This window comes from Pseudomonas sp. Z2-11, assembly GCF_054161305.1.
In genome coordinates, this window is record NZ_CP096395.1 from 4,180,843 (window position 1) to 4,206,405 (window position 25,563).

Below are 25,563 nucleotides of genomic sequence, written 5' to 3' on the forward strand. Positions count from 1 at the left end.
ACCGCTTTCGCGAGCAGGCTCGCTCCCACAGGGGATTTGTGTTGCGGCTATAAGGCGATCGGCTTGCGCCCGGCAAACGAATGCGCCAGCGTCCCGCCGTCCACCAATTCCAGCTCGCCACCCAATGGCACGCCATGGGCGATGCGGGAGGCAACCAGGCCCTTGTTGCCCAGCAACTGAGCGATGTAATGGGCGGTAGCTTCGCCTTCCACCGTCGGGTTCGTCGCGAGGATGACTTCGGTGAACGTGCCCGCCTCTTCGATGCGCGCCATCAGTTGTGGAATGCCGATGGCCTCCGGCCCCAGGCCGTCAAGCGGCGACAAGTGGCCCTTGAGTACAAAGTAGCGGCCACGGAAACCGGTCTGCTCCACCGCGTAGACATCCATCGGCCCCTCCACCACGCAGAGCAGGCTGTCGTCCCGGCGCGGGTCGGCACATTGCGGGCAGAGGTCGTCTTCGGTGAGGGTGCGGCATAAGCGGCAATGCCCTACCCCTTCCATGGCCTGGCTCAAGGCCTGGGCCAGGCGCGACCCGCCGCTGCGATCACGCTCAAGCAATTGCAACGCCATGCGCTGGGCAGTTTTCTGACCCACACCCGGCAAGGTTCGCAGGGCATCGATCAGTTGGCGGATCAAAGGGCTGAAGCTCATGGAGGAAACGTCCGACATAACAACGAGACGCGGTTTATACCCGCGCCTCCGTTTAGCGTCAAATACTCAATCCTTCGACACGCGTATCACCAATTTGCCGAAGTTGCGCCCTTCCAGCAGCCCGATGAAAGCCTGAGGCGCGTTCTCCAGGCCATCCACCACATCTTCGCGGAACTTGACCTTGCCATCGCGCACCCACGGCGCCATCGCGCTGATGAACTCCGGCTGGCGGTCGCCGTAGTCGTCGAACACGATGAAGCCCTGGATCCGCACGCGTTTGGTCAGCAACGTGCGCTGCAGTTGCGGCAAGCGATCCGGACCGCTTGGCGGCTGATGTTCGTTGTAGGACGCGATCAAGCCGCAAAGAGGAATGCGTGCCTTGGCGTTGAGCAACGGCACCACCGCGTCGAAGACCTTGCCACCGACGTTTTCGTAGTAGATGTCGATGCCCTGGTCGCAGGCCCGGGCCAGTTCGTCGGCGAAATTCGCACTCTTGTGATCGATGCAGGCGTCAAATCCCAACTCGTCGACCACGTATTTGCATTTTTCACTGCCACCGGCCACGCCCACCACCCGCAGCCCCTTGATCTTCGCCACCTGGCCGACCACCGAGCCCACGGCGCCCGATGCCGCCGCGACCACCAGGGTCTCGCCTGCCTTGGGTTGGCCGATGTCCATCAGTCCCATGTAGGCGGTCATGCCCGGCATGCCCAGTACGCCGAGCGCCATCGAGGGGCTGGGGAGTCCGGACGGGATGGGGATGACGTTGCGGCCATCGCTGATGCAGTGGCTCTGCCAGCCCGTAGCGCCGACCACCAGATCACCTTCCTGGAATTTCGGGTGCATCGAGCGCTCCACACGACTGACGGCGCCACCGGTCATCACTTCGTCGATTTGCACTGGCGCTGCGTAGGAAGGCGCGTCACTCATACGGCCACGCATGTAGGGATCGAGCGAAAGGTACAGCGTCTTTAGCAGGATCTGCCCGTCCGCCAGGTCCGGCAGCGTCACGTCTTCAAGACGAAAGTTTTCCGGGGTTGGCGCACCTTGGGGGCGCGAGGCCAGGACGATGCGCTGATTGGAAGTCAGTGACATGGAGGCGGTCTCCTTGTTCGGTGAGTGGACACGTATAGGGAGCAGACCATTGCCGAGGGGGCGGCGTTCGATGTTTGTCCAGTTGGTCCGCAGTGTGGCCTTCGCGAGCAGGCTCGCTCCCACATTTTTTTGATCGCAACCACCTATCCATGTGGGAGCGAGCCTGCTCGCGAAGGCGGCCTGGTATTCACGCAAAACATCCGGGCCACAAACAAAAATGCCAGGCGCGATGCCTGGCATTGTATGTAGCCCATCCCGAGCGGGATGGCGAATCAGAAAGGCAGCTTCATGCCCGGCGGCAGTTGCATGCCGGCGGTCATGCCGGACATCTTGTCCTGGCTGTTGGCTTCGATCTTGCGCACCGCGTCATTGACGGCGGCGGCAAACAGGGCCTCGAGCATTTCCTTGTCGTCTTCGCTCAAGCCCTCGACCACGCTCGGGTCGATGCTGACGCGCTTGATGTCGTGGCGACCGGTCATGACCACGGTCACCATGTCGCCGCCGGACTTGCCGGTGACTTCGGCGTTGGCCAGCTCTTCCTGCATCTTGGCCATTTTTTCCTGCATCTGCTGCGCCTGCTTCATCAGGCCGGCCATGCCACCTTTCATCATGGGAATCACCTCGAAAGTACTTGGATAAACACAGCGCCCGGCGTTCAGGCCGGCGCTTTCAATTATGAGCCCTGGGTAACCGGGGCCTCGACAGGTTCGATAGTATCGTGACGGACCACGGCGCCGAACTGTTGCATCATCTGCTGGATGAACGGATCGTTGTGTATCGAATCCTCGGCTTCGCGCTGGCGGTCGGCACGCCGGCGGGATGCGGCCTGGGCCGGGGTTTCCTGCTCGGGCTTGATCAGCTCGATGGTCAACGTCAGGGTGCGCTGGTGATATTGGTTCAGCGCATCGTTCAGGCGACGTTGCTGGGTCGCGTTGAACAGCGCGCTGTGGGCCGGGTCCAGGTGCAGCAGCCAATGGTCGCCGTCCACCGAAATCAAGGTGCAGTTGGCGGCGATGCTGCCGGTCATGCCACTGATCTGCAGCTTCGGGAACAACTCCAGCCATTGCAGCGCCAGCCCGGTGGCCGGCATTGCCGCCGGTTCCGGCTCGGGCTCCGGCGCCGGCTCGGCGGCGTGCTCGCTGGCCAGGTCGTCCAGATAGCTGTAGGCCGAGTCCATGTCCGGCTCGATGTAGTCCTCATCCAACGGTGGCTCATCGTCCAGGTCGATGCCCGGCGTGGCGACAGCAACGTCAGCCACTGTCGGCTCAGGCATCGGCGCGGCCACCCACTCGGGTGCATCGGGCACCACGCTGTCAGGCGTGGGCCTCGGCATCGGCGGCAGCTCAGGCTGCTCGGCGATGGTTTCCAGCACCGGTTCCACGGCAGGTTGCTGGACGATCTCCGGCTCGACCGGATCATTCCAGGGCAGGTCGATAATAGCTTCGGCGACCGGCTCGGATGGCGCCTCGACAGCCGGCTCAGGCTGCGCCTCGACGACCGGCTCGGGTGGAGCGACGACAGCTGTCGGCTCGGCTATGGGCGCCACCGCTGCCGGGGCAGAAGCCGCTGCCGACGCAACAACAGGCGTGGCAGCCACTGGCTTGGCGGAATCAGCTGTGGCTTGGCTGATCCCCACTGGCTTTAGCGCTTGTCTCGGCGCGTCCGGCGTATCGGCCGGCCGGAACGCGAGCATGCGCAGCAGGACCATTTCGAAGCCGCCGCGCGGATCCGGGGCCAAAGGCAGGTCGCGTCGACCGATCAGGCCCATCTGGTAATAGAACTGCACGTCTTCGGCCGGCAGCGCCTGGGCCAATGCCAGTACGCGATCGCGATCCCCGTGACCGTTATCGACACCCTCAGGCAAGGCCTGGGCGATGGCGACACGGTGCAGTACGTTGAGAATTTCCGAGAGTACGCCATTCCAGTCCGGCCCCTGTTCGGCCAGGTGACGCACCGCTTCAAGCAGCGCCTTTGCGTCACCTTCTATCAGCGCGTGCAACACGTCATAGACCTGGCCGTGATCGAGGGTACCGAGCATGGCGCGCACATCGGCAGCCATGACCTTGCCCTCACCAAAGGCGATCGCCTGGTCGGTCAGGCTCATGGCGTCGCGCATCGAACCATCGGCAGCGCGGCCCAGCAGCCAGAGCGCGTCGTCCTCGAAGGGTACGTTCTCGACGCCCAGGACGTGCGTCAGGTGCTCGACCACCCGTTCCGGCGTCATGTTCTTCAGAGAAAACTGCAGGCAGCGCGACAGAATCGTTGCCGGAAGTTTCTGCGGGTCGGTGGTGGCCAGGATGAATTTGACGTAGGGCGGCGGCTCTTCGAGGGTCTTGAGCAGCGCATTGAAGGAATGGCTGGAGAGCATGTGCACTTCGTCGATCAGGTAGACCTTGAAGCGCCCACGGCTCGGGGCGTATTGCACGTTGTCGAGCAGCTCGCGGGTGTCTTCGACCTTGGTGCGGCTGGCGGCGTCGATCTCGATCAGGTCGACGAAACGACCTTCGTCGATTTCCCGGCAGACCGAACATTCGCCGCAGGGCGTCGAGGTGATACCGGTTTCACAGTTCAGGCACTTGGCAATGATCCGCGCAATGGTCGTCTTGCCCACGCCACGGGTGCCGGTAAACAGGTAGGCATGGTGCAGCCGCTGGCTGTCCAAGGCATTGATCAGAGCCTTGAGCACATGGGTCTGGCCGACCATTTCGCGGAACGAGCGCGGACGCCATTTACGTGCAAGAACCTGATAACTCATCGAAAACCGTCGCAACGAAGGAACATAAGCGGCTAATGCTAGCGGAGCAGGGCCGAAATTGCATCCGGTGTGCTCGTCTAATCTGACTAAGCTTGAGTTGGGGCTCGGTTGTCGACGCGGTTTTGCACAGTCAGGAGAGTTTATGCGCTCAGCCATGGGGGCTTTGCTGTTGCTGGGTACAGGATGTTTCGCCGCCGAAGGGCCCCTGCGCTTCGCCATTACCGATGGCTGGGCCATGCCCATGGTACAGATCGAACGGGGCCGTCCGACCCAAGGCATTCTTCCGGACGTCATGACCAGCCTGGCAACTCAGGTCGGTATACCGGCACAGTTTCATGTCCTTGCCCGCGCGCGATTGGACAGCGCCATGGAACACGGCGAAATAGACATGCGATGTTACGTCTCGCCCGACTGGGTGAAGGATAAAGGGGGCGATTACCTTTGGAGCGTCCCGCTGTTCTTTCAGCGCGATGTGCTCGTTGGCTCGGCCAGCGCCCCCGCCCGAGTGACACCGGCAACACTCGCCCAGCAATCCATCGGCACAGTGCTCAGCTATCGCTACCCGACGCTGCAACCCTTGTTCGACAGCGGCCATCTGCGTCGTGACGACGCGCGCAGCCAGGACCAGGTGCTGGCGAAACTGCTGGCCGGCCGCTACCGCTATGCGGTCAGCAATCAATGGGCACTGGACTGGTTCAATCAACGGCATGGCGCCGACCGGCAACTGCATGAGGTTGCCGTCCTCCAGGAACAGCAACTGAGCTGTTATGTGCGCAATGACCCGGACATCCCGGCGCAACGCATTCTGCGCACCTTGTTAAAAATGAAAATGTCCGGGGAAATCGACGCGATCATCCAGCTTTATACCGGCCGCAACGAAGGGTCGCAGGCCGCCTCCCCCTGACTGTCCGGGTGGGCCTGCCACTGCGGCGGCGAGATGAAGTCCCTTACCCAACCCGGTATCTCGTCGGCCGGCATGGGCCGGGCGATGAAGTAACCTTGGGCCACTTCGCAGCCCAGGCGCAGCAACAATTGCCCATGTTCGAGACTGTCCAGGCCTTCCGCGACCACTTGCCGGCCGAACGCCCGGGCCAGGCCGATCACTGCCTCGGTCAGTGCCAAGTCGTCCCGGTCGTCGAGGATGTCGCGCACGAACGTCTTGTCGATCTTGATGGTTTGCGTGCGCAAGTGCTTGAGGTCATTGAGCGAGCAATAACCCGTACCGAAACCGCCCAATGAAAACCCTACACCCAAGGCCTGGCACGCTTGGAGGCAAGCACTGACATGGGCGAGATTCTCCACGGCGACCGACTCGACGATCTGCAGATCGAGCATCCGCGGCGGCACCGTCGGATGCCGTTCCAGCATGCGTTGCAGCCGCTCGACGAAATCCGCCCGCTGGAAATGCCGCGCCGAAATATTGATGCTCACCGGCCAGCCCTGCCCCGCCTGCTGCCATTGCTGAAGCAGGGTCAGGACCTGGCCCATGACCCATTCGCCGATCTCGACAATCAGGTCGGTCTCTTCTACCAGTGGCAGGAATTCGCGCGGCGGCACCAGGCCTCGTTGCGGATGCTTCCAGCGCAACAAGGCTTCGAGACCGACTACCGCGCCGTTGCGCATATTGACCTTGGGCTGGAAATGCAGCCTCAGCTCATCGCCGGCGAGCGCCTGCCGCACCCGATCGACAATCTGGTAAGTGGCCCGCACTTCCTTGTCCCGGGATACATCAAACAGATGGAAACGATTGCGGCCGCTCTGCTTGGCGACATACATCGCTTGATCGGCGTGGCGCAGCAACGTATCGGCGTCTTCGTTATCCCACGGTGACAAGGTGACGCCAATACTGGCGAAGACGTTGATACTCTTGCCGTCGATCGCATAGGGCATGGAAACCGCAATCAGGACCCGGTTCAATGCGGCATGCAGCTCGTCCATTCCAAGCACATGACGCAGCACCAGTACGAACTCGTCGCCAGCCAGGCGCGCCACCACATCCTCGCCGCGCACAATGCTGCGCAGCCGCCGGGCGACTTCCACCAGCAGCCGGTCACCGCTGGCATGGCCATAACCGTCGTTGACGGCCTTGAAGCCATCCAGATCGAGCATGCACACCGCCAGGGGCAGACTTTCCCCCCGCGAAAAGTCCAGGGCCTGGTCCAGCAGCTCGGACAGATAGGTGCGATTGGGCAGCCCGGTCAGCACGTCGTGCCCGACACGCCATTGCAACGAGTGCAACAACCGGCGCTTTTCGCTGACATCGAAGCGAATCGCCAGGTAGCGCTCGATATGCCCGCTCGTTTCGTCGGCTACCGGTACCAGGGTGGTATCGACCCAATGCAGCGTGCCGTCCTTGGACCGATTGCAGATTTCACCTTTCCAGACATTACCCAGGGCGATGGTGCGCCACATCGCACTGAAAAATTCGCTGGGGTGCTGCCCCGAGTTGAGCAACCGGTGGTTGGATCCCAGCAGCTCATCGCGTCGGTAGCCAAACAGGGCGCAGAATTGATCGTTGACGTAGGTGATGCGCCCGCTCAAATCGGTTTCGGAAAAGATCGCGGCGGCGTCAACAGCCCTGCGGTACTTCTTATCCATCGAAGCAGTCATCCATGAGTCAGGCTCGTTTGTCGCGCGCGGTTGCACCGCCCCCGGACGGGCGAAAATCAACTAGGCTCAAATACCTTGAGAAAGCTGGAGCACGGACGCTGGCGGTGCGACCTGCATGCTCCAGGCCCCGCCTTGTGTCGCTGCAAAGAAGCGCGAGCCCCGGTCTTTTCACACACCCGGCTTCTGAAGCAGGTCACCAAATCCCCATGCCAAAGGCCGATTCTACGAAACACATCACATTTTGCAAAGCAAGGTGATGGAACGCGCGGTTGCCTAATGCGAAAATCTATCGTTAAGTTCTTGATTCTGAATGGGAATTAAGCGATGCAAATTTCAAGTCTGGGCTCGGCCATCAGACGCTACCGCAAAGTAGCGGGGCTCACTCAGGCTGAACTCGGCGAAAAGACCGGTTTTGACCCCAAAACCATCAGCCGCTTCGAGACCGGCACCTACACTCCCAGCGTCGAAGCCTTGTTCCTGCTGGCCAACGCGCTGGACGTACAGCCCAAGGCTTTTTTCGCCGACATGGGCGAGGAAGATGAACAGCGGGCATACCTGTTCAATGTCATTCACAAAGCCACTTCGAAGGATCTCGGGAAGCTGATTGCCGCGGTTGAGCAGGCGTTGGCCAAGTCTTGAGGCGCCGTCACAGCCTCCGAAATGTATCCATCCGATCATGGAGCACACGAACAATCACAACCCCGTAGGTTGTGATTTTGAAGTAGATCATGTGCCGTTCGATACTACGCCGACGGTACCCAACTCGGATGTGGTCACATGCTGGAGCTGTTTCCGGCTGTTGCGCCAGTTCCTGAAACGCCGTTGAGATGACATCGATGTATCGATTGGCCTGCCCTACGCCCCAATGCCGGGCGGTATAGGTCCAGACTTTTTCAAGATCACGCTCGGCGGCCGGTGCAAGGCGATACTCAGCCATGCGCTTCCAGCATTCTCTTTTTGAATGCATCGGGATCGAATGATTGCGGATTTCCGCTGGACTCACCCTCTTTCAGGGCTGACCGGATAGCTTCGAGTTCGGCGCTACGCTCCTGCTCGCGCCGAATCAGATCGCGGATGTATTCGCTATCATTGGTGTAGTGACCCGCTTCGATCTGAGACTTGATCCAGCCGTCCTGCTGGTCGGTAACGGTGATGGTTTTTCGCACGGTACCCATGAATAGCCTCCGGGGAGAATGGCCGATTCAGGCGAAATTATCATACTATTGGTGCGATATCGAGATAGCCACGGGCTTATCCCAGCCCAAATCTGGACAATGGAAACCGCCGCCTGGATCAGACCTCGAACCGAGCAGTGAAGCAAAAAATAAGGGATTGGCAAACCTTGCGAACGAAGGCCTGGGGGCGTTATGGAGGCAACCCCACCAGCCACACCCCGGCACACAATGTTCCCGCTGTGGCTGCTTCCTTCCGGATCTGACCAGGTTCACGGGTAATCGTTGCGGGGGGACCGATGGGGTCACCATAACGACGCCCGCCTGACGGCGAGCCGCGCCATTGTACCTATCTGACAAGAAGTTACAACCGTTCGTGAGGGATTAAAAACTGATTAAGCTCAAGCACTTGCTTCGGCTGATCTGCACACATCAACCCGGATGCAGGCGGGCCGGACGCTTTCGCGAGCAGGCTCGCTCCCACAGAACAGATAAGGTATCCAAAGGTGGGAGCGAGCCTGCTCGCGAAGGCGTCGGTACATTCGAGATAGGGGCAGCCTCCTTCCACAGGCTACAACAGCACCTCATCCGCGCGACCACCCTCCTCCTGAATCACCAGATGGATGAAATGCAGCTTGGTGATCACCGCCGCCGGCACGACGAACGGGTAGAAATCCGGCTGGCCCATACTGCGCGAGAGCTCGTTAAGCATGCCGGCCAGTTCGATCCAGGCGTTGACGAATGACAGGAACGCCGCGCCGCCGGTGTGCTCGGGGTCGAACAGGGTTTCGGGGGGAAATGGCTGGTAGTCGAAATCCATTTCCCGCGCGCTCATGCCAAAGCCCAGCGCCGTATCCACCGCGTCCATCATGTGCAGGTAATGAGCCCAGGTTTCGGCCCAGTCCTCCCACGGATGCATGGTGGCGTAGGCGCTGACGTAACGGGACTGCCAGTCCACCGGCGCGCCTTGCTGGTAGTGCCGCTCCAAGGCTTCGGAATAGCTGGCGCGCTCGTCGCCGAACAGCTCGCGGAAGGGTTCCAGCCAATGGCTGTCGGCAATCAGGCGATCCCAGTAGTAATGACCCACCTCATGGCGAAAGTGTCCGAGCAAGGTGCGATACGGCTCGCGCATCTGCTGACGCACGTGTTCGCGGTGAGCATCGTCGGCCTCTTTGATATCGAGGGTGATGAGTCCACTGGCGTGCCCGGTCGTTGGCGGTTTGCCGTCGAGGTCGACGCCGATGAAATCGAAGGCCAGGCCAATATTCTCGTCGACGGCCTTCGGAATGACCGGCAAACCGAGGGTGATCAGTTGCGCTACCAGGCGACGCTTGGCGGTTTCGACCTTGCGCCAGCGCTCGGGATTTTCCGGGACCGACAGGTCGGGAATCGTGCGGTTCAGGCTGCAAGCGATGCACAGCGTGTCTTGCCCGTTGGCAGGCAGCAGCCAGTTACACGACGCCGGGGTATCGAGATTGGCGCAGCGACGAAACAGTCCCGCCTGCGGATCGACATCCAGGGTCCAGGTATCCGGTTGCGCGCCGGGTTGCAGGGACGACAGGCGGCTCTGCTCCGGCTGATAGCCCAGCGCCGCCAGGCAGGCCAGGCACTGGCTGTTGCGAAAGAACAATGACTGGCCGCAGCGACACGGCCAGATCTTGCTGTTGCGTGATCGGTCGCCCAGGAACGGCGCAGCGATGCGTGAGCTCAGTTGTTCGAAGAAGCGGTACATGGCGATCTCTCCCTGGAGCCTGCAAGACTAGATCACCCTGCGTGCATGATCGTTCCCACGTTCTGGCCATGGACCACAACCCGTGGCGAGGGAGCTTGCTCCCGCTCGGCGGCGCAGCCGTCGTAAACCGGCTGATGCGCTCCACCTGGAGGGTGCGTCGTTCCGGTTGGGGCGGCTGCGCCACCCAGCGGGAGCAAGCTCCCTCGCCACAAGAGCGGGGTGCCCACTCACACTGTGATGCCATGCCCCTTCAAGAAATCGACGAAGGCTTGTTCGTCGAGCACCTTGAGCCCCAGCTCATTGGCCTTGGCCAACTTCGAACCGGCGCCCGGCCCGGCCACAACGCAATGGGTCTTTGCCGACACGGAACCGGCCACCTTGGCGCCGAGGCTTTCCAGCTTGTCCTTGGCGACGTCGCGACTCATCAATTCCAGCGAGCCGGTCAGCACCCAGGTATGCCCCGCTTCAGGCAAACCCTCGACGACTTTTTTCTCGCTCTGCCAGTGCATGCCGAAATCGCGCAGTTGCTGCTCTGCGGCCACGGCCAGCTCGCGGTTGGCGGCGCTGGCGAAGTATTCCCGCACGGCGTTGGCCTGCTTTTCCGGCAATGCCTGGCGCATGTCCAGCCAGTCGGCATTCATGACCGCTTCGAGGGAGCCGAATTTGTCCGCCAGTTTTTGCGCCCCGCCCGGTCCGACCGAAGGGATGTGCAGCTTGTCGAGAAAGCCGCCCAGGGCGGTGCTGGCGGAAAACTCGGCGCCGAGTTCGCCCTGGTCCTGAATCTCCAGGCCATGATGCAGCAAATCCTTGATGACCTGCCGATTGTGCGGATCCTCAAAAAAGCTGTGGATCTCATGAGCGACTTCCAGGCCGACATCCGGCAAGTACGTCAGCACTTGGGGCAAGGCCGCCTGCACGCGCTCCAGCGAACCGAGGGAGCGGGCCAGGACCTTGGCGGTTTCCTCGCCCACGTCCGGAATGCCGAGGGCATAGATGAAGCGCGCCAGGCTCGGCTTCTTGCTATCGACGATAGCCGCCAGCAGGTTCCTGCTCGACAACTCGGCGAAACCTTCCAGATCGACCACTTGCTCGAATGTCAGCGCGTAGAGATCGGCTGGCGAGCCCACCAGGCCTTCATCCACCAACTGCTCGACGCTTTTTTCACCCAGGCCTTCGATGTCCATCGCCCGGCGCGAGACAAAGTGGATGATCGCCTGCTTGAGTTGCGCGCCGCAGGCCAGCCGACCGACGCAGCGGTACACCGCGCCTTCGCTGACGGTTTCGCGGCCCTTGCTGCGTTTGATCAGTTGCGTGCGCTCGACATGGGAACCGCAGACCGGACACTGCTCAGGCACCTGCACCGCCCGGGCGTTGTCCGGACGACGCTCGGTGATGACTTGCACCACCTGCGGAATGACGTCGCCGGCGCGGCGAATGATCACCGTATCGCCGATCATCAAGCCCAGCCGCGCCACTTCGTCCATGTTGTGCAGCGTGGCGTTGGCCACGGTCACGCCAGCCACCTTGACCGGTTTGAGCCGCGCCACGGGGGTGACGGCGCCGGTGCGGCCGACCTGGAACTCTACGTCCAGCAACTCGGTGAGTTCTTCGCTGGCGGGGAATTTATGCGCGATGGCCCAGCGCGGCTCCCGTGCCCGGAAACCCAGCTCGCGCTGCGAGGCGATGCTGTTGACCTTGAACACCACGCCGTCGATTTCGTAGGGCAGCGAATTGCGCCGCTCACCGATGTCGCGATAGTAGTCCAGGCATTCGTCGATGCCGTGGGCCAGCTTCAGCTCGCGGCTGACGGGCATGCCCCAGGCCTTGAGCTGCTTGAGGTTGCCGATGTGGGTATCGGCGATGTCCGAGGTCACCTGGCCGATACCATAGCAGCAGAACTCCAGGGGACGGTTGGCGGTGATCCTCGAATCCAGCTGGCGCAAGCTGCCCGCCGCGGCGTTGCGCGGGTTGGCGAAAGTCTTGCCGCCCGCCTCCAGTTGCGTAGCGTTGAGCCGCTCGAAACCGGCCTTGGACATGTACACCTCGCCACGCACTTCCAACACCGGTGGCCAGCCGCTGCCCTGCAGCTTGAGAGGAATATTGCGCACGGTGCGCACGTTGACACTGATGTCCTCGCCCGTGGTCCCGTCACCGCGCGTCGCGCCGCGCACCAGCATGCCGTCCTGATACAACAGGCTGACGGCCAGGCCATCGAGTTTCGGTTCGCAGCTGTACTCCACCGCCGCGCCAGCGCCGAGCAAATCGCCCGTGGGCAAGTCGAGGCCTTCGGTCACCCGGCGGTCGAACTCACGCATGGTGTTTTCATCGAAGGCGTTGCCCAGGCTGAGCATCGGGATTTCATGGCGCACCTGGCTGAACGCCGACAGCGCCACGCTGCCGACCCGTTGGGTCGGGGAATCGCTGGTCACCAGTTCCGGATGCTGCTCTTCCAGGGCCTTGAGTTCGTGGAACAGGCGATCGTACTCGGCGTCCGGGATGGTCGGTTCGTCAAGGACATGGTAGCGATAGTTATGCTGGTCCAGCTCGGAGCGCAGCTCCAGGATGCGGGTTTCGACGGCGTTCATGGGTGTTCTCTCATAAAGCAAAAGAGCAGCCTGGGCTGCTCATTTTTCAAGAATTTTTTGGGGAGGGCTTCGCCCTCCAGCGGGAGCAAGCTCCCTCGCCACAAAAAAAGCTCCTGGCCAAAGACTGACTTCAGCGCTTCTGGGTCAGTGCCCGGCGCTCGAACTCGACGATGCGCTGGCGGTAATGCTCGATGGTCTGGGCGGTCAGCACGCTGCGCTGGTCATCCTTCAATTCACCGTTGAGTTCCTGGGCCAGCTTGCGAGCCGCGGCCACCATCACATCGAAAGCCTGTTTTGGATGGCGCGGGCCTGGCAGCCCAAGGAAGAAGCTCACCGCCGGGGTACTGAAATGATCGATGTCGTCCAGATCGAACACGCCTGGCTTGACGGCGTTGGCCATGGAAAACAGCACCTCGCCATTGCCTGCCATGCTTTCGTGGCGATGGAAAATGTCCATTTCACCGAAACGCAGGCCACTTTCGAGGATGTTCTGCAGCAGCGCCGGGCCCTTGAAGCCGGCTGGATCGCGGCAGATCACGCTGATCACCAGCACTTCTTCAGCCTGGGCCTGGTCCTTGTCACCGTTGGAACCGGAGGCCTTGCTCTCGTCCGGGTAATCACCGTCGCGGCTGCTGAAGCCTGGACCGCCATCAAGATCCAGGTTCAGGTTCAGGTCGCCCTGGGATGGCTCACTGTTGCGTTTGCCGCGCTTGGAGCCCGACTCACGCGGCTCGCGCGCCGGCGCGCTCATGGACGGCAGGTCGTGTTCGTCCAGCTGCGGCTCCTTGTGGGTATCCAGCACCCGGGGCGGGCCCAGCAGTTCGGCACTGTCATCTTCATCCGGCAGGTTCGACAGGCTGCGATCCAGGCGAAACTTGAGTTTCCCCTTGCCGCCGCGCATGCGACGCCAGCCGTCGAAAAGAATACCGGCAATGACAATGATGCCGATGACGATCAGCCACTCGCGCAGACCGATTTCCATGTAATCCCGTGCCTCTATAAAAATGCTGATAAATAAGGGGCTTAGCTATTTGCAAACCGCTTTAAAACGTGGCGCCAACTCTATGTTCTGAATGGCGTTTTGCCCACGCACACGAAAAATTGACATTAAACTAGCACGACCAAAGACAACTTTACACCGTCTGTCGCATTGGCTTATGCCCAATCTGTGAATTGAGTGACAAGCCAAAAGGTTAAAAAGACCTACAACGCCCTACGCAAAGCGCCTACAGACATGCTTTACGCATCAACCATCGCCATGGCTTCTTCCACATCCACCGCCACCAGTCGCGAGCAACCCGGCTCGTGCATGGTGACGCCCATCAACTGATCGGCCATTTCCATGGCGATTTTGTTATGGGTGATGTAGATGAACTGCACCGTTTCAGACATTTCCTTTACCAGACGTGCGTAACGGCCCACGTTGGCGTCGTCCAGTGGCGCATCGACTTCGTCGAGCATGCAGAACGGCGCCGGATTCAACTTGAAAATGGCAAAAACCAGGGCCAATGCGGTCAGGGCCTTTTCGCCACCGGAAAGTAAATGAATGGTGCTGTTCTTCTTGCCGGGAGGACGCGCCATGATTGTCACCCCAGTATCGAGTAGATCTTCGCCCGTCAGTTCCAAATAGGCACTGCCGCCGCCGAAAACTTTCGGGAAAAGTGCCTGCAAACCGCCGTTGATCTGATCAAAGGTATCCTTGAAGCGATTGCGGGTTTCCTTGTCGATCTTGCGAATGACGTTTTCCAGGGTCTCCAGCGCCTCCACCAGGTCATCGTTCTGGGCGTCGAGGTAGCGCTTGCGCTCGGACTGCTGCTGATACTCATCGATGGCGGCCAGGTTGATCGCGCCCAGGCGCTGGATGCGCGCGGCGATGCGTTCGAGTTCTTCCTCGGCCTCTTTCTCGTTGGCACCTGCCATGAGGGTGGCGAGCACTCCGTTGAGGTCGTAGCCGTCCTCCAGCAACTGGTCCTGCAAGGCTTTGCGGCGGACCGTCAGGGCCTGCCATTCCATCCGCTGCTGCTCCATCTGGCCGCGAATCAGCTGGGATTGCTGCTCGGCCTGGCTGCGGCGCTTCTCCGCGTCGCGCAGTTCGCGGTCGGCGTCCTCCAGCGCGATCTGCGCGGTCTTGAGTTCTTCGTCGACGCTCATGCGTTTGTCGAGCAATTCCTCGAGTTTCAGCCGCAGCTCCTCCAGCGGCGCCTCGCCCTCCTCCAGGTTGAGGCTCAGCTGTTCGCGCTTTTCGGTGAGGCGTTCGGATTGCATTTCCAAACGTTCCAGCGCCTGGCGCGTGGAATCGTACTGGGCCTGGAGCGAGCCCAGGCGCACTGCCAGCTGATGGGCATGATCCTTGTGTTGGCGCGCTTCCTGGCGCACCCGATCGAGGCGTTCGCGCAGGCTGTCGCGCTGGGCCAGGAGCAATTCGCGTTGTTCGGTGTCCAGCGCCATGGCGTCGAGGGCTTCCTGCAATTGCAGGCGCGCCTCGCCGATCTGTTCGTGCTCCAGCGCTCGCTGTTCGCCCAACTCGGCCATTTCTTCATCGAGACGGGTGCGCCGCAGGGCCAGTTGTTCAACCTTGGCCTTGCCGGCGGACAGCTGCGCCTTGAGTTCGCCCTGCTGGCGCGCCTCGTCCTGCAACAAGCGGCGCAGGTGTTCGCGACCGTTTTCCTGCTGGCGCTGTTGCGCCCGCAGGTTCTGCAATTCGGTTTCCAGGGCTTCGACGCTGGCCTCGCGCTCTTCGCGCTCGGCGACCAGACGCTGGATTTCCTGGCCACGGGCGAGCATGCCGCTTTCGGCCTCGCCGGCCCGGCGCACCCGCAGGAAATGCCGGCCGACCCAGTACCCGTCACGACTGATCAGGCTCTCGCCGGCGGCCAATTGACCACGCAAGGCCAGCGCCTGCTCCAGGCTATCCACGGGTTTGACCTGACCCAACCAGGGCGACAAGTCAACCTGGGCCTCGACTTTGTCCAGCAGGCTTCCAGGGATCCGCACGCCATCGCCAGCCGGACTGAGCAGGCGCAAATCGCCTTGGGCAAACCCCGAGAGATCGAAGCCGGCGAAATCATCCACCAGCACCGCTTGCAGGTCGGCGCCCAGCACGGTTTCCACCGCCAGCTCCCAGCCCGCGTCGACTTTCAACCCCTCGGCCAGACGCGGGCGCTCGGCCAGATGCTGGTCGCGCAACCACTCGGCCGTGCCGGTGCCGGGGTCCAGCGCGGCCTGTTGCAACGCTTCCAGCGAGGCCAGGCGGCCGTTGAGGCGTTGCAGTTCGCCCTGGGCCTGCTGCTGGTTCTGCAAGGCCATTTGCAAGGCTTGGCGCAGTTGTTCCAGCCGCTCGACCTGGGCGTCCTCGCTGGCCTGCAAATCTTCCAGGGTCGCTTCGCTGGTGGCGAGCTGCTCGCTCAGGTCGAGGATCGCCGCGTCTTCCGGATCCGCAGCGAGCAACGCCCGCTCTTCAGCCAGGCGCCGTTGCCTTTCAGCCAAACGCTCCATGCTGGTTTCGAGCTGCTGGATGCGCGACTGCTGCACCTCGGCCTGGCGCCGCGGTTCGGCGGAAGTCAGGTTGAAACTGTCCCACTGCTCCTGCCAGCCGTGCATGGTCAGCTCGGCTTCTTCCAGGGCTGCCGCGGCCTCTTCGGCGGCGGCGCTGGTGATTTCCTGTTCCGGCACAAGACGGTCCAGTTCTTCGCCAAGGGTCAGCGCCAAGGTGCGATCGTGGCCCAGGTGGGATTCGGTTTCCAGGCGCGCGCGCTCGGCCTCTTTCAAATCGTCCTGCAACTGGCGCAAACGCTGCTGGCCGTGCTGGATACTCTGTTCGACCCGGGCAATGTCGCCGCCCACCGAATAGAAGCGCCCCTGCACCAGATTGAAGCGCTCGGACAGTTCGTGGTGCCCGTCGCGCAAGCGCTCGATCGCGGCATCGGCATTGCGCTGCTCGGCCACCAGTGCTTCGAAGCTGACTTCCTGGTTGCCGATGATCGCCTCACGCTGGCCGACCTGTTCGTTCAACGCCTGCCAGCGCAACGCTGACAGCTGGGCCTTGAGCTGGCGCTCTTCGCCCTTGTATTCCTGATACTTCTTGGCGGCCTCGGCCTGGCGATGCAGTCGTTCGAGCTGACGTTCGAGCTCCTCGCGCAGGTCGGTCAGGCGCGCAAGGTTCTCGTGGGTACGGCGGATGCGGTTTTCAGTTTCCCGGCGCCGCTCCTTGTACTTGGAGATGCCGGCGGCTTCCTCGATGAAATTACGCAGGTCTTCCGGCTTGGCCTCGATCAGCTTGGAGATCATGCCCTGCTCGATGATCGAGTAGCTGCGCGGGCCCAGGCCGGTGCCGAGGAAGATGTCAGTGATGTCGCGGCGACGGCATTTGGTGCCGTTGAGGAAATAGCTGTTCTGGCTGTCGCGGGTCACTTTGCGACGAATGGAGATTTCCGCGTAGGCCGCGTATTCACCGATCAAAGTGCCGTCGGAGTTATCGAACACCAGCTCGATACTGGCCTGGCTCACCGGCTTGCGACTGGTGGAGCCGTTGAAGATGACGTCGGTCATCGATTCGCCGCGCAGGTTCTTGGCCGAGCTTTCGCCCATCACCCAGCGCACGGCGTCGATGATGTTCGACTTGCCGCAGCCATTGGGCCCGACCACCGCCGCCATGTTACTGGGGAAGTTCACCGTGGTCGGGTCGACGAAGGATTTGAACCCCGCCAGCTTGATGCACTTGAGCCGCACGTCAGGCCGCCGTCAGGGCCGAAACCACCAGATCGCAACTGCGCTGGGCATAGGCCGTCAGCACGATGCGGATCTGCGGCAGATCGCGGGCCAGCACCGCTACAAGCAGACGCTGGAACAGGTCGAGGAATTCGCTCATTTCAGCCTTGCGCTGCTCAAGTGCCAGGAAGTAGGCGCGACTCATCGCCGGTTGCAGGTTCTCGACGGTCTCTTGCAGATACGGATTGTCGGCAAACGGATAGGCCGCGCGCATCACGCTGAAGCTTTCATCGACGAAGGTGCGGATGTCCTGGCGCTCGTAAGCTTGCTGGAGGCGTTGCTGGATCGCCACGAACGGGGCCATGTCGGCCTGTTCCTTCCAGCCATGAGCCACCGCGTTGCCCAGCAGGATGTAGAGCTCGCTCATCAACGCGCACAGGCTGCGCACCTTGTGTTCGGTAAGCTCGGTGACGTGGGCGCCACGGCGCGGCAGGATAGCGATCAGATGACGCCGCTCGAGGATCAGCAAAGCCTCGCGGACCGAGCCGCGACTGACATTGAGCGCCAGCGTGACCTTTTGCTCCTGGATGCGCTCTCCCGGTTTCATTTCGCCGCGAATGATGCGTTCGGCGAGGTAATGGGCGATTTGCTCGGCGAGGCTGTCCGGGGCCTTGAACGTCATGGTTGTCCTTCAAACTCTTCGATCTGCACAAGCGGCGCAGTGTAGCGCACTCGATACGTCATGGCGCAGGGCCTGCACCGGGTTTTTGGCACGATATAAGCAAAAAAAACTGTAGGAGCGGGCCTGCTCGCGAAAGCGCCATAGCAGCCGGCGAATGCTTCAACTGAACCGGCGCCTTCGCGAGCAGGCTCGCTCCCACAGAGGGACCATACTGAATACGTTGAGTATCGACAAAACAGCTTTTCTTGACCTTTAAGTCAGAAAATCGTTGACCGAAAAGTCAGAACTGCTAAATTCAGCCCACGTCGATACAACAATAATGAATCTGCGAGGCCTTCCGTGATCCAGTTTTTACTCAACCAGGAACTCCGTAGCGAGCACGCCCTGGACCCGAACCTGACCGTGCTCAACTATCTGCGCGAGCATGTTGGCAAACCCGGCACCAAGGAAGGCTGCGCCAGCGGCGACTGTGGCGCATGCACCGTGGTGGTGGGCGAACTGGAAACGGACGCGAACGGTAGCGAGCGCATCCGCTACCGCAGCCTCAATTCGTGCCTGACCTTCGTCTCGTCGCTGCACGGCAAGCAACTGATCAGTGTCGAAGACCTCAAGCACAATGGCCAGTTGCACAGCGTCCAGCAGGCGATGGTCGACTGCCACGGCTCGCAATGCGGTTTCTGCACCCCGGGCTTCGTCATGTCGCTGTTCGCCCTGCAAAAGAACAGCGAACAACCCGACGCCCACAAGGCCCACGAAGCCTTCGCCGGCAACCTGTGCCGCTGCACCGGCTACCGGCCGATCCTGGCGGCGGCCGACCAGGCCTGCTGCGGCAAACAACCGGACCAGTTCGACGCCCGCGAAGCCCAGACCATCGCCCGCCTGAAAGCCATCGCCCCGACCGAAACCGGCGAGCTCAACAGCGGTGACAAGCGTTGCCTGGTGCCGCTGACCGTGGCCGATCTGGCCGACCTCTACGACGCCTATCCGCAGGCGCGGCTACTGGCTGGCGGCACCGATCTGGCGCTGGAGGTCACGCAGTTTCACCGCACCCTGCCAGTGATGATCTACGTAGGTAACGTCGCCGAACTCAAGCGCATCGAGCGTTTTGATGACCGTTTGGAGATCGGCGCCGCCACCGCGCTTTCCGATTGCTACGAGGCATTAAAAGCCGAATACCCGGATTTCGGCGAACTGCTGCAGCGTTTCGCCTCGCTACAGATCCGCAACCAGGGCACATTGGGCGGCAACATCGGCAACGCCTCGCCCATTGGCGACTCCCCGCCCCTGCTGATCGCCCTCGGCGCGCAGATTGTGCTGTGCAAGGGCCAGACCCGCCGCACCCTGGCCCTGGAAGACTATTTCATCGACTACCGGGTAACCGCCCGCCAGGAAAGCGAATTCATCGAAAAGATCATCGTGCCCCGAGCCAGCGCCGAACAGACGTTCCGCGCCTACAAGGTTTCCAAGCGTCTGGACGATGACATTTCCGCAGTGTGCGCGGCGTTCAACCTGCGTCTTGAAAACGGTCTGGTCGAAGACGCGCGTGTCGCCTTCGGCGGCATGGCCGCAACACCCAAGCGTGCCAGGCACTGTGAAGCCGCACTGATCGGCGCGCCGTGGAACGACAGCACCCTCGAACGCGCCTGCGCGGCCTTGGCCGAGGATTTCACGCCGCTGTCGGACTTCCGCGCCAGCAAGGAATACCGTCTGCTCAGCGCCCGCAACCTGCTGCGCAAATACTTCATCGAGCTGCAAACGCCGCACATCGAGACTCGGGTGACCGCTTATGTCTAACCATCACGCCGTAGAGAAGACCCAGGCCGAACTGGCCGAGCTGTTCGCCCGCGACCTCACCACGGGCGTGGGCCGCAGTGTCAAGCATGACAGCGCTGCCAAACACGTGTCCGGCGAAGCCCAGTACATCGATGACCGGCTGGAATTTCCCAACCAGTTGCACGTCTATGCCCGGCTGTCGGATCGCGCCCATGCGCGAATCCTGCGTATCGACACCACGCCCTGCTACGCCTTCGAAGGGGTGCGCATCGCCATTACCCATCAGGACATACCAGGCCTGAAGGACATTGGCCCGTTGTTGCCCGGCGACCCGCTGCTGGCGATCGATGACGTGCAGTTCGTCGGCCAACCGGTACTCGCCGTGGCGGCCAAGGACCTGGAGACCGCACGCCAGGCAGCCATGGCCGCGATCATTGAATATGAAGACCTCGAACCGGTGCTGGATGTGGTCGAGGCGCTGCGCAAGCGGCACTTCGTGCTCGACAGTCACACCCACCAGCGCGGCGATTCGGCCACGGCGCTGGCCACCGCCGAACATCGCATCCAAGGCTCGCTGCACATCGGCGGCCAGGAACACTTTTACCTGGAAACCCAGATTTCCTCGGTGATGCCCACCGAAGACGGCGGCATGATCGTCTACTGCTCGACCCAGAACCCCACCGAAGTGCAGAAGCTGGTGGCCGAAGTGTTGGGCGTGTCGATGAACAAGGTCGTGGTGGACATGCGCCGCATGGGCGGCGGCTTTGGCGGCAAGGAAACCCAGGCCGCCAGCCCGGCCTGCCTGTGCGCCGTCATCGCGCACCTCACCGGCCAGCCGACCAAGATGCGCCTGCCCCGGGTGGAGGACATGCTGATGACCGGCAAGCGCCATCCTTTCTATATCGAATACGACGTGGGCTTCGACGACACCGGGCGCCTGCATGGCATCGCCCTGGAACTGGCCGGCAACTGCGGTTGCTCGCCGGACCTGTCGGCCTCGATTGTCGACCGGGCGATGTTCCATGCCGACAATGCCTACTACCTGGGCGATGCGACCATCAACGGCCATCGCTGCAAGACCAACACCGCGTCGAACACCGCTTACCGTGGTTTCGGCGGGCCCCAAGGCATGGTCGCCATCGAAGAGGTGATGGATGCCATCGCCCGGCGCCTGGGGCTCGACCCGCTGGCGGTACGCAAGGCCAACTACTACGGCAAGACCGAGCGCAACGTCACGCACTACTACCAGACCGTCGAGCACAACATGCTCGAGGAAATGACCGCTGAACTGGAAGAAAGCAGCCAGTACGCCGAGCGCCGCGAAGCGATCCGCCGCTACAACGCGGGCAGCCCGATCCTCAAGAAGGGCCTGGCGCTGACGCCGGTGAAGTTCGGCATTTCCTTCACCGCGAGTTTCCTCAATCAGGCCGGGGCGTTGATTCACGTCTACACCGACGGCAGCATCCACCTGAACCACGGCGGCACGGAAATGGGCCAAGGGCTCAATACCAAAGTCGCCCAGGTGGTGGCCGAGGTGTTCCAGGTGGAAATGGACCGCGTGCAGATCACCGCGACCAATACCGACAAGGTCCCGAACACCTCGCCCACCGCCGCGTCCAGCGGCGCCGACCTGAACGGCAAGGCCGCGCAGAATGCCGCAGAAACCATCAAGCAACGCCTGGTGGAATTCGCCGCGCGGCAATACAAGGTCAGCGAAGAAGACGTGGAATTCCACAACGGCCACGTGCGGGTGCGCGATCACATCCTGACCTTCAAAGCGCTGGTACAACAGGCCTACTTCGCCCAGGTCTCGCTGTCGAGCACCGGGTTCTACAAGACCCCGAAAATTTACTACGACCGCAGCCAGGCCCGCGGCCGGCCGTTCTATTACTACGCCTTCGGCGCCGCGTGTGCCGAGGTGATCGTCGACACCCTCACCGGCGAATACAAGATGCTGCGCACCGACATCCTCCACGACGTTGGCGCCTCGCTGAACCCGGCCATCGACATCGGCCAGGTCGAGGGCGGTTTCATCCAGGGCATGGGCTGGCTGACCATGGAAGAACTGGTGTGGAACGACAAGGGCAAGCTGATGACCAATGGCCCGGCCAGCTACAAGATCCCGGCCGTGGCCGACATGCCGTTGGACCTGCGGGTGCGACTGGTGGAAAACCGCAAGAACCCCGTAGACACGGTGTTCCATTCCAAGGCCGTGGGCGAGCCGCCGTTCATGCTCGGCATCGCCGCGTGGTGCGCCATCAAGGACGCCGTGGCGAGCCTGGGGGATTATCGGCAGCAACCGAAAATCGACGCGCCGGCGACGCCGGAGCGGGTGTTGTGGGGATGTGAGCAGATGCGTGGGTTGAGGGTGGTCAAGGCTGAGGAAGCTGAAGCCGAAGTGGCTTCGCTCTAGACCGCGGCGCGGCCAATCGCGAGCAAGCTCGCTCCCACAAGGGATTTGTGAACACCGATCCAATGTGGGAGCGAGCTTGCTCGCGATGAGGCCGGAACAGACAACAGAGATGTCGAGGTGAATATGTACAACTGGATCAGCGCCCTCGCCGACCTGCAAACCCGCGGCGAACCCTGCGTGCTGGTGACGATCATCGAGGAGCTCGGCTCCACCCCGCGCAACGCCGGCTCGAAGATGGTCATCAGCGCCCGCCAGACATTCGACACCATTGGCGGCGGTCATCTGGAATACAAGGCGATGGAGATTGCCCGGCAGATGCTTGCCAGCGGCCAGCAGAACACCCATCTAGAGCGCTTCAGCCTCGGCGCCAGCCTCGGCCAGTGCTGCGGTGGCGTTACCGTGTTGCTGTTCGAACCCATGGGCCAGGTCCAGGCGCAGATTGCCGTGTTCGGTGCCGGTCACGTCGGCCGCGCCCTGGTGCCGCTGCTGGCGAGCCTGCCTTGCCGGGTGCGCTGGATCGACTCGCGGGAAGCGGAATTTCCTGAGCAGTTGCCCCACGGCGTACAGAAAATCGTGACTGAAGACCCGCTGGACGAAGTCGATGAGCTGCCCGCCGGCAGCTACTGCATCGTCATGACCCACAATCACCAGCTCGATCTGGAACTGAGCGCCGCGATCCTCAAGCGCAACGACTTTGCCTACTTCGGCCTGATCGGCTCGAAGACCAAACGCGTCAAGTTCGAACATCGCCTGCGTGATCGCGGCTTCGACAGTGGCGCCCTGCAGCGTATGCGCTGCCCGATGGGCATCGGCGAAGTCAAAGGCAAGCTGCCCGTTGAAATCGCCATCTCCATCGCCGGCGAAATCATCGCCACCTACAACGCAGATTTCGGCCAGCACACCTCCCGCGCCGAACCCATCGCCAGGTTGCTGCCGGTTTCGCGCCGCAGCCAGCGTTAATCCCGTTATCGAGAATCCCCATGCCCCTGACACGCAAAGCCTACCGCGCCGCCCTGCTCCACAGCCTCGCCGATCCGGCCGAAGTCGGTATCGAGGCGTCCTATGAATATTTCGAGGATGGCCTGCTGGTAGTGGAAAATGGCCTGATCAGCGCTATCGGCCATGCCAGCGATCTGTTGCCGACCCTTCCAGCGGATATCGAGATCACGCACTACCAGGACGCCTTGATCACCCCCGGCTTCATCGACACCCATATCCACCTGCCGCAGACCGGCATGGTGGGCGCCTATGGCGAGCAGTTGCTGGATTGGCTCAACACCTACACGTTCCCCTGCGAAAGCCAGTTCGCCGACCCGGCCCACGCTGAGGCGGTGGCGGACATTTTCGTCAAGGAATTGCTGCGCAACGGCACCACCACAGCCCTGGTATTCGGCAGTGTGCACCCGCAATCGGTGAACGCATTTTTTGAGGTTGCCGAGAAACTCGACCTGCGGATGATCGCCGGCAAGGTCATGATGGACCGCAACGCGCCGGACTACCTGGTCGACACCGCCGAATCCAGCTACACCGAGAGCAAGGCGCTGATCGAACGCTGGCATGGCAAGGGTCGCCTGCATTACGCCGTGACCCCGCGCTTCGCGCCGACCAGCACGCCGGAGCAGCTGACCCTGGCCGGCCAGTTACTCGGCGAATACCCGGACCTGTACATGCAGACGCACATCAGCGAGAACCTGCAGGAAGTGCAATGGGTCAAGGAGCTGTTCCCCGAGCGCAAAGGCTACCTGGACGTATACGACCACTACCACTTGCTCGGCGAGCGCTCGGTGTTCGCCCATGGCGTGCATCTGTGCGACGAAGAATGCGCACGCCTGGCACAAACCGGTTCGGCCATCGCGTTCTGCCCGACCTCGAACCTGTTCCTGGGCAGCGGCCTGTTCAACCTGCCGATGGCCGAGAAGCACAAAGTCAATGTTGGCCTTGGCACCGACGTGGGCGGCGGAACCAGTTTTTCGCTGCTGCAAACCCTGAACGAAGCCTACAAGGTCATGCAGTTGCAAGGTGCGCGACTGAGCCCGTTCAAATCGCTGTACCTGGCCACCCTCGGCGGCGCCCGGGCCTTGCGCCTGGAAGACCGGATCGGCACGTTGCAGCCGGGCACGGACGCGGACTTCCTGGTGCTGGACTACAACGCCACGCCGCTGTTGAGCTATCGCCTGAAGCAGGCCAAGGACATGGCCGAGCGGTTGTTCGTACTGATGACCCTGGGGGATGACCGGACGGTGGCGCAGACTTATGCGGCAGGCCGGTTGGTGCACCAGCGCTAACTTTCAGCGCCTGCCAGACCGCTTTCGCGAGCAGGCTCGCTCCCACAGGGTTGCCTGACCCCAGAAGCCAGATTGGTGTCCAACTTTTTGGAGACAGTCGAGGGTCAGTGTGACCAACACAAATCCACTGTGGGAGCGAGCCTGCTCGCGAAGGGCGCGCCTCGGCATCGCTGACTCAACTCAATCAGAGCTTGGCCGTCGACCGCCCCGGCTTCTTGCTCTGCAACAGATGCGAGAACACTGCATGCAAATCGTCCGACGCGCTTTCTTCGTCGAGGTTGAGCTTGCTGTCGATGTGATCCATGTGATGCATCATCAGGTTCACCGCCAGGGCTGCGTCACGGGCCTCGATGGCGTCGATCAGCTGGGTGTGTTCGTCATAGGAACAGTGGGAACGGTTACCGCTTTCGTACTGGGCGATGATCAACGAAGTCTGTGATACCAGGCTGCGCTGAAAGCTGATCAGCGGCGCGTTTTTTGCCGCCTCGGCCAGCTTGAGGTGAAACTCGCCCGACAACCGGATGCCGGCGCCACGGTCCCCCCGGGAAAAACTGTCGCGCTCGTCGCTGACCATCTGCCGCAGCTCGGCAAGCTGTTCGGCGCTGGCGTGCTGTACCGCCAGCTCAGTGATTGCCTTCTCCACCATGCGCCGGGCAAAGAATACCTGGCGTGCCTCTTCGACACTCGGGCTGGCGACCACCGCACCGCGATTCGGGCGCAGCAGCACCACGCCTTCATGGGCCAGGCGCGACAGCGCGCGACGAATGATGGTGCGACTCACCCCGAAAATCTCCCCAAGCGCCTCTTCACTCAACTTCGTGCCAGGCGCCAGACGCTGTTCGAGGATGGCCTCGAAAATGTGCGCGTAGACAATATCGTCCTGGGTTCCGCTGCGGCCGGCTTTGCCTGCTCGCGGTTGTTTCTTGAGGGGTTGCAACTGTTCGTTCATGGGCACTCGAGTCGGGAGAACTGCGGCGATTTAACCGTGACTGTAATACGGCACAGCGGGTCGCTGGCAAGTATCGCGTAATAAACACGGCGATTGTACACAACCTCTGATGGCAACACGACTGTACGGCTCTTTGCGGGCATGGCTGTATTGCA

At 61.9% G+C, this 25,563-nt stretch carries 19 protein-coding genes and 1 other RNA gene; 6 read left to right on the plus strand and 14 right to left on the minus strand.

The genetic code is table 11. From position 1 onward, the window contains the following. Positions 1–47: 47 nt before the first annotated feature. The 4 genes from recR to dnaX form a co-directional block, all read right to left on the minus strand. A complete protein-coding gene (gene recR, locus M1E16_RS18505) occupies positions 48–650 on the minus strand; it encodes a recombination mediator RecR (protein WP_305499942.1) in 603 nt (200 codons plus the stop codon). Positions 651–716: 66 nt separating this feature from the next. After that, positions 717–1,745 (minus strand): NADP-dependent oxidoreductase, encoded by a 1,029-nt coding sequence (locus M1E16_RS18510; protein WP_458128091.1) that lies wholly within the window; start codon positions 1,743–1,745, stop codon positions 717–719. Positions 1,746–2,017: 272 nt separating this feature from the next. Then, the gene (locus M1E16_RS18515) at positions 2,018–2,356 is read right to left on the minus strand and encodes a YbaB/EbfC family nucleoid-associated protein (protein ID WP_003183512.1); all 339 of its coding nucleotides are present in this window, start codon (positions 2,354–2,356) and stop codon (positions 2,018–2,020) included. A 62-nt stretch (positions 2,357–2,418) separates the two neighbouring features. Beyond that, positions 2,419–4,500, minus strand: coding sequence for a DNA polymerase III subunit gamma/tau (dnaX, locus tag M1E16_RS18520; RefSeq protein WP_458128092.1), 2,082 nt, complete (start codon positions 4,498–4,500; stop codon positions 2,419–2,421). A 142-nt stretch (positions 4,501–4,642) separates the two neighbouring features. On the opposite strand from dnaX, the gene M1E16_RS18525 reads away from it, so the two are divergent. Beyond that, positions 4,643–5,404, plus strand: coding sequence for a substrate-binding periplasmic protein (locus M1E16_RS18525; RefSeq protein WP_434629667.1), 762 nt, complete (start codon positions 4,643–4,645; stop codon positions 5,402–5,404). Here the strand turns inward: M1E16_RS18525 and M1E16_RS18530 are convergent. Continuing rightward, a complete protein-coding gene (locus M1E16_RS18530) occupies positions 5,362–7,098 on the minus strand; it encodes a putative bifunctional diguanylate cyclase/phosphodiesterase (RefSeq protein ID WP_458128093.1) in 1,737 nt (578 codons plus the stop codon). The genes M1E16_RS18525 and M1E16_RS18530 overlap by 43 nt on opposite strands. 336 nt (positions 7,099–7,434) lie before the next feature. Between M1E16_RS18530 and M1E16_RS18535 the strand changes: the two genes are divergently transcribed. Further along, positions 7,435–7,749, plus strand: coding sequence for a helix-turn-helix domain-containing protein (locus M1E16_RS18535; protein WP_434572969.1), 315 nt, complete (start codon positions 7,435–7,437; stop codon positions 7,747–7,749). Between the two features lie 7 nt (positions 7,750–7,756). Here M1E16_RS18535 and M1E16_RS18540 read toward each other — a convergent pair whose 3' ends face one another. The 8 genes from M1E16_RS18540 to M1E16_RS18575 form a co-directional block, all read right to left on the minus strand. Beyond that, positions 7,757–8,047: a type II toxin-antitoxin system RelE/ParE family toxin gene (locus M1E16_RS18540; RefSeq protein ID WP_458128094.1), complete on the minus strand. Its 291-nt coding sequence runs from the start codon at positions 8,045–8,047 to the stop codon at positions 7,757–7,759. Next, positions 8,040–8,285, minus strand: coding sequence for a type II toxin-antitoxin system ParD family antitoxin (locus tag M1E16_RS18545; protein WP_434572966.1), 246 nt, complete (start codon positions 8,283–8,285; stop codon positions 8,040–8,042). The genes M1E16_RS18540 and M1E16_RS18545 overlap by 8 nt, the downstream gene beginning before the upstream one ends. Positions 8,286–8,487: 202 nt before the next feature. Continuing rightward, positions 8,488–8,584: signal recognition particle sRNA small type (ffs, locus tag M1E16_RS18550), an RNA gene on the minus strand. 269 nt (positions 8,585–8,853) lie between these two features. Further along, positions 8,854–10,014, minus strand: a complete 1,161-nt coding sequence (locus M1E16_RS18555; protein ID WP_458128095.1) for a zinc-binding metallopeptidase family protein — start codon at positions 10,012–10,014, stop codon at positions 8,854–8,856. Between the two features lie 227 nt (positions 10,015–10,241). Further along, complete coding sequence (gene ligA, locus M1E16_RS18560) at positions 10,242–12,599, minus strand: NAD-dependent DNA ligase LigA (protein WP_458128096.1); 2,358 nt, start codon at positions 12,597–12,599, stop codon at positions 10,242–10,244. Positions 12,600–12,729: 130 nt separating this feature from the next. After that, positions 12,730–13,581, minus strand: coding sequence for a cell division protein ZipA (gene zipA, locus M1E16_RS18565; RefSeq protein ID WP_458128097.1), 852 nt, complete (start codon positions 13,579–13,581; stop codon positions 12,730–12,732). 257 nt (positions 13,582–13,838) lie between these two features. After that, a complete protein-coding gene (gene smc / locus M1E16_RS18570; RefSeq protein ID WP_458128098.1) occupies positions 13,839–17,327 on the minus strand; it encodes a chromosome segregation protein SMC in 3,489 nt (1,162 codons plus the stop codon). A gap of 1 nt (position 17,328) precedes the next feature. Further along, the gene (locus tag M1E16_RS18575) at positions 17,329–17,988 is read right to left on the minus strand and encodes a GntR family transcriptional regulator (RefSeq protein ID WP_305499923.1); all 660 of its coding nucleotides are present in this window, start codon (positions 17,986–17,988) and stop codon (positions 17,329–17,331) included. Between the two features lie 339 nt (positions 17,989–18,327). Between M1E16_RS18575 and xdhA the strand changes: the two genes are divergently transcribed. From xdhA to guaD, 4 genes are all read left to right on the plus strand, one after another. Further along, on the plus strand, positions 18,328–19,782 hold the full coding sequence (xdhA, locus tag M1E16_RS18580) for a xanthine dehydrogenase small subunit (protein ID WP_458128099.1): 1,455 nt from the start codon (positions 18,328–18,330) through the stop codon (positions 19,780–19,782). After that, on the plus strand, positions 19,775–22,174 hold the full coding sequence (gene xdhB / locus M1E16_RS18585) for a xanthine dehydrogenase molybdopterin binding subunit (protein ID WP_458128100.1): 2,400 nt from the start codon (positions 19,775–19,777) through the stop codon (positions 22,172–22,174). Before xdhA ends, xdhB begins: the two co-directional genes overlap by 8 nt. 123 nt (positions 22,175–22,297) lie before the next feature. Continuing rightward, positions 22,298–23,134 (plus strand): xanthine dehydrogenase accessory protein XdhC, encoded by an 837-nt coding sequence (gene xdhC, locus M1E16_RS18590; RefSeq protein WP_434601343.1) that lies wholly within the window; start codon positions 22,298–22,300, stop codon positions 23,132–23,134. Between the two features lie 20 nt (positions 23,135–23,154). Next, positions 23,155–24,459 carry a guanine deaminase gene (gene guaD / locus M1E16_RS18595; protein WP_458128101.1) on the plus strand — a complete coding sequence of 435 codons (1,305 nt, stop codon included), beginning with the start codon at positions 23,155–23,157 and terminating at the stop codon, positions 24,457–24,459. Between the two features lie 184 nt (positions 24,460–24,643). Here guaD and M1E16_RS18600 read toward each other — a convergent pair whose 3' ends face one another. Further along, a complete protein-coding gene (locus M1E16_RS18600; RefSeq protein ID WP_305499918.1) occupies positions 24,644–25,408 on the minus strand; it encodes a GntR family transcriptional regulator in 765 nt (254 codons plus the stop codon). Positions 25,409–25,563: the final 155 nt, after the last annotated feature.

Coding starts and splice junctions, on each gene's coding strand:
- xdhB (WP_458128100.1), top strand. CDS start 19,775: ATGTCTAACCATCACGCCGTAGAGAAGACCCAGGCCGAACTGGCCGAG.
- M1E16_RS18525 (WP_434629667.1), top strand. CDS start 4,643: ATGCGCTCAGCCATGGGGGCTTTGCTGTTGCTGGGTACAGGATGTTTC.
- zipA (WP_458128097.1), bottom strand. CDS start 13,581: ATGGAAATCGGTCTGCGCGAGTGGCTGATCGTCATCGGCATCATTGTC.
- M1E16_RS18530 (WP_458128093.1), bottom strand. CDS start 7,098: ATGGATAAGAAGTACCGCAGGGCTGTTGACGCCGCCGCGATCTTTTCC.
- M1E16_RS18510 (WP_458128091.1), bottom strand. CDS start 1,745: ATGTCACTGACTTCCAATCAGCGCATCGTCCTGGCCTCGCGCCCCCAA.
- ligA (WP_458128096.1), bottom strand. CDS start 12,599: ATGAACGCCGTCGAAACCCGCATCCTGGAGCTGCGCTCCGAGCTGGAC.
- M1E16_RS18540 (WP_458128094.1), bottom strand. CDS start 8,047: ATGGCTGAGTATCGCCTTGCACCGGCCGCCGAGCGTGATCTTGAAAAA.
- M1E16_RS18575 (WP_305499923.1), bottom strand. CDS start 17,988: ATGACGTTCAAGGCCCCGGACAGCCTCGCCGAGCAAATCGCCCATTAC.
- M1E16_RS18515 (WP_003183512.1), bottom strand. CDS start 2,356: ATGATGAAAGGTGGCATGGCCGGCCTGATGAAGCAGGCGCAGCAGATG.
- guaD (WP_458128101.1), top strand. CDS start 23,155: ATGCCCCTGACACGCAAAGCCTACCGCGCCGCCCTGCTCCACAGCCTC.
- dnaX (WP_458128092.1), bottom strand. CDS start 4,500: ATGAGTTATCAGGTTCTTGCACGTAAATGGCGTCCGCGCTCGTTCCGC.
- xdhC (WP_434601343.1), top strand. CDS start 22,298: ATGTACAACTGGATCAGCGCCCTCGCCGACCTGCAAACCCGCGGCGAA.
- M1E16_RS18555 (WP_458128095.1), bottom strand. CDS start 10,014: ATGTACCGCTTCTTCGAACAACTGAGCTCACGCATCGCTGCGCCGTTC.
- M1E16_RS18535 (WP_434572969.1), top strand. CDS start 7,435: ATGCAAATTTCAAGTCTGGGCTCGGCCATCAGACGCTACCGCAAAGTA.
- M1E16_RS18600 (WP_305499918.1), bottom strand. CDS start 25,408: ATGAACGAACAGTTGCAACCCCTCAAGAAACAACCGCGAGCAGGCAAA.
- recR (WP_305499942.1), bottom strand. CDS start 650: ATGAGCTTCAGCCCTTTGATCCGCCAACTGATCGATGCCCTGCGAACC.
- M1E16_RS18545 (WP_434572966.1), bottom strand. CDS start 8,285: ATGGGTACCGTGCGAAAAACCATCACCGTTACCGACCAGCAGGACGGC.